The sequence below is a fragment of the Streptococcus sp. 27098_8_113 genome (assembly GCF_041432545.1).
In the GTDB taxonomy this organism is placed as follows: Bacteria; Bacillota; Bacilli; order Lactobacillales; family Streptococcaceae; genus Streptococcus.
The window spans coordinates 1-4,093 of the sequence record NZ_JAPVZU010000026.1 but is presented as its reverse complement, the minus strand read 5'-3'; the positions used below and the strand labels follow the sequence as shown (position 1 = coordinate 4,093).

Here is a 4,093-nt window from a genome sequence, read left to right as displayed (position 1 = left end):
ACAGCGGGTATCAATCCGCTCATGCTCTTATTTTTAGCCCTAGGACTTCTAGCCTTCTTTTATGATCTTCGCATCGGTGCTGGCGACTTTCTCTTTCTAGCTTCCTGTTCTGCTATTTTCAGCCTGACAGAAATTCTCATTCTCATCCAAATCGCTAGCTTCTCTGGTCTCGCTTGTTATTTCTTTAAAAAGAAAAAAGACAGGCTAGCATTTGTACCCTGTCTCTTGTTTGGTAAAGACAATTGAGAGGCTAGGACTTTTGTCCCAGCCTCAGCGCTTTGTTTAATAACGTTTTTCTTTGGGCCAGGTGCTCATTTCAGCAACAGCTGTAAAAAGTACATCTGTGGATGAGTTGAGGGCGGTTTCGCAAGAGTCTTGGATGACACCGATGACAAAACTAACGCTGACGACTTGCATAGCCAGATCATTTGGGATACCAAAGAGGCTACAAGCTACAGGAATCAGGAGAAGTGAACCTCCAGCCACTCCAGAAGCCCCGCAGGCGGAAATGGCTGCAACGACGCTAAGCACAAGTGCTGTTCCAAAGTCCACTTGGATACCCAGTGTATTGGCCGCTGCAAGGGTAAGCGTGTTGATTGTCACCGCTGCTCCTGCCATGTTGATAGTAGAACCGAGTGGGATAGAGACCGAGTAGGTTTCAGGATTAAGGCCTAAATCTCGACACAGTTTCATATTAACAGGGATATTGGCAGCCGAACTGCGAGTGAAAAAGGCAGTGACGCCACTGACTTTTAAGCAGCGCCAAACCAGTGGATAAGGATTTTTCCGAAGCATAATGAAGACAATCAAGGGGTTAACGACCAGCGCAACAAGAGCCATGGAACCCAGTAATAGGAGAAGGAGCATGCCGTAGCTCTTAAGTGCCTCAAATCCTTTGCCAGAAATGGTCGTGTACACCAGACCTAAAATACCAAAGGGGGCTAGATTGATAATCCATTCGACAATCTTCGAAGTAATATCTGCCAGTGTTTTCAAGAGTTCTTTACTTTGCTGGCTTGCTTCTCGCATAGCCACTCCAAAGAGACTGCCCAAGACAGAATGCCGATATAATTAGCCTTGCTCAAAGCGTTGATCGGATTATCGACAAGGTTGAGGAGGAGATTGCTCAGGACCTGACCGATGCCTTCTGGGGGACTGACCTCCGAGCTGGCAGCAGTCAGCTCGATGGTCACAGGAAAGACATAGTTGGCGAGGACAGCGACAAGGGCAGCCGCAAAAGTCCCGATTAGATAAAGGATAATGACGGTTTTCATATTGCTTTTCTGTCCCTTTTGGTGCTGAGATAGGGCATTGGCAACGAGAGTGAAAACGAGCAGTGGTGCGATGGCTTTTAGACCGCCTACAAAGATTTGTCCTAGGAGGCTAATGGCGCTGGCTTGTGGGAGAATAAGAGCCAGCAGGGTGCCTGTGACAATCCCAATAGAAATCCGTTTGATAAGATTGGCGCGATTCCAAGCAGAAAGAATTCGATGAAACATAGGAGCTCCCTTTCTAAAATAAACTGCTTTCCATTATACGCTAGAGGTCGTATAAAATCAATGTTTTTTGGTATACCCTATACAGAATAAGGCCGCTTTGATGATTATCCGCCGCCCTTTGTGGTATAATGAATAAGATTTTTGTATCTCATAGGAGGAAAGAATGACAGCTAATGGGAATGTCTTTACGCGCTATTTCCAGCAATTTGACTGGTCAGCTATTCTGGATGATGTGTTTTCGAAATTCGTCTCCTTGGTCTTTTTATGTTTACTATTTTGGGTGGCTAAGAAAATTCTCCATCTGTTTGTGACTAGACTGATTGCGCCATCTTTGAAATTATCTCGGCAGGATGTCGCTCGGCAAAAGACCATTACACGTCTGATTGAGAATTTGCTCAATTATGCTCTTTATTTTCTCTTGTTCTACTGGATTTTATCCATTTTGGGGATGCCGGTCTCAAGTCTTTTGGCTGGGGCAGGGATTGCCGGCGTAGCCATTGGGATGGGAGCGCAGGGCTTTCTGTCCGACTTGGTCAACGGTTTCTTTATTCTCTTAGAGCGTCAATTGGATGTAGGGGACAATGTTCGCTTGACCAATGGTGCTATCAAGATCGCAGGAACGGTTGTCAGTGTTGGGATTCGGACTACGCAGGTACGCGATGCGGACGGAACTCTTCACTTTGTGCCCAACCGAAATATCACCGTTGTAAGCAATCTTTCCCGTGGCGATATGCGGGTTTTGATTGATATTCCTATCTATGCCGAGACGGATTTGGATGAGATTTATCGGATTATCGCTGCTGTCAATCAGGAAGCCGTGCCAGAACATCCAGAAGTTTTGAAGGAACCTGATATTTTGGGACCGCAAATGACTGCGAGCGGGCAGTTTTACTTTCGGATTAGTTTAATCGTTGCAAGCGGTATGCAGGCGAGTCTGTACCATGTTTTCTACAAGCTCTACCATGAAGCCCTGCTAAAAGAGGGGGTGGCTTTGCCAACATTTGCCCCTGTCACAGGAAATAGTGGCAAAGCTTAGCCAGATGTGGTCAGGGAAACAAAGGCAAATAACATCTATCGGAAATAACGTTTATAATCACTAAAAGAGGCTGGGACAAAAGTCCTAGCCTCTCAATTGTCTTTGGATTGTCGAGCAAGACGCAGTGGTTGAGTGGGCTCTACTACGCTGATTCCATCAGCTTTTACAGCCCTACTCAACTGTGCGGAGGTGGGACGACGAAATCGAATTCTAACGAATTACCGATTTCTGTCCCACTCTCTTTTTCATTACAGCTTATCCTAGGTCTAACCTGCCTAAATATGACATGCTATGGCAAGTATTGTATAATAGGAAGAGGAGAAGGAGCAGGCATGCAGAATAATCGACTATTTCGGATATTGTACTACATTTTGGAGAGAGGAAAAGTGACTGCAACGGAGCTGGCCGAGAAATTCGAAGTTTCGGTTCGGACTATTTATCGAGATGTGGATTCTCTTAGCAGCGCTGGGATTCCGATTTATACCACGCAAGGAAAGGGTGGCGGCATAGAAATCGCAGAGGATTTTGTCTTGCGGAAGTCTCTGCTGACAGCGGAGGAGAAAGAGCAGATCATGGCAGCCCTGCAAGGTCTGGACAGCACCAGCCAGCTTTACCAGAGTGACCTACTTACAAAGCTTTCGGCGCTATTTCAAATCAAAAATCCCAACTGGATCGAAATCGATTTTAACCACTGGCAAAACAATAAAGCATATGAAGATACCTTTCATCAATTGAAAACTGCAATTCTAGGCAAGCATCTTGTTTCTTTTTCTTACTTAGCTAGTGATGGTCAGGAGACAAATCGCCGTGTCAAGCCTGTACGCTTGTTGTTTAAAAGTCAGAATTGGTATCTTTATGCTTTTTGCCTCTTGCGACAGGAATTCAGGTATTTTAAACTATCTAGGATGAAAAATCTGGAGCGGCTGGAGGAGAGATTTGAGGACAGCTTTGAAGATGTCGTCTTGGAAAAAGAACTGACCTATGAAAATACCATTAAACTGACAGTCAAGTTTGATCGCAAAGTAGCCTTCAGGGTTTATGATGAACTAAGCGGAGATATTCGGACAGATGCCGAAGGAAATCTGTATACAGAAATCGACATTCCCAACGACCATCGTCTATATAGTTATATTCTGTCCTTTGGAGACGCTGTGGAGGTCTTAGAACCGCCCGAAATCCGAGTGAAAATGAAAGAAATGATTCATCAGCTGGCAGAAAAATATAAAACCTGACATAGGGTGTCAAGTATTTTCTTGTATACTAATAGATAAGAAGAGAAAAGGAGGCAGCAAGATGAAATATGAATGGAGAAAGAGTGAGAAAGGTCTTTATGGGGCCAAGCAAAAGCCAGAGCTGGTAGAGGTGCCAAGTCAACAGTTCATTGTGATTGAAGGCGAGGGCAATCCCAATGAAGCGGATTTCTCCGAGCGGGTATCTGCCCTTTATTCACTGGCCTATTCCATAAAAATGCTCTTTAAATCCATGATGAAAGATGAGGCGGAGGATAAGGTGAAGGATTTCACGGTCTATCCTTTGGAAGGAATCTGGGAAAAAGCTG

Annotated in this window: 2 protein-coding genes and 3 pseudogenes; 4 read left to right on the top strand and 1 reads right to left on the bottom strand. The window is 44.9% G+C overall.

Translation table 11 applies throughout. From position 1 onward, the window contains the following. Positions 1-246, top strand: a pseudogene (locus O3644_RS09960) (prepilin peptidase); the annotation flags it as partial. Between the two features lie 36 nt (positions 247-282). Here the strand turns inward: O3644_RS09960 and sstT are convergent. Further along, positions 283-1,499, bottom strand: a pseudogene (sstT, locus tag O3644_RS09955) (serine/threonine transporter SstT). A 163-nt stretch (positions 1,500-1,662) separates the two neighbouring features. On the opposite strand from sstT, the gene O3644_RS09950 reads away from it, so the two are divergent. The 3 genes and pseudogenes from O3644_RS09950 to O3644_RS09940 form a co-directional block, all read left to right on the top strand. Then, complete coding sequence (locus tag O3644_RS09950; protein WP_048764494.1) at positions 1,663-2,535, top strand: mechanosensitive ion channel family protein; 873 nt, start codon at positions 1,663-1,665, stop codon at positions 2,533-2,535. Between the two features lie 332 nt (positions 2,536-2,867). Then, complete coding sequence (locus tag O3644_RS09945; RefSeq protein ID WP_048765404.1) at positions 2,868-3,767, top strand: YafY family protein; 900 nt, start codon at positions 2,868-2,870, stop codon at positions 3,765-3,767. A 61-nt stretch (positions 3,768-3,828) separates the two neighbouring features. Next, positions 3,829-4,093 (top strand): annotated as a pseudogene (locus tag O3644_RS09940) (small molecule-binding protein); the annotation flags it as partial.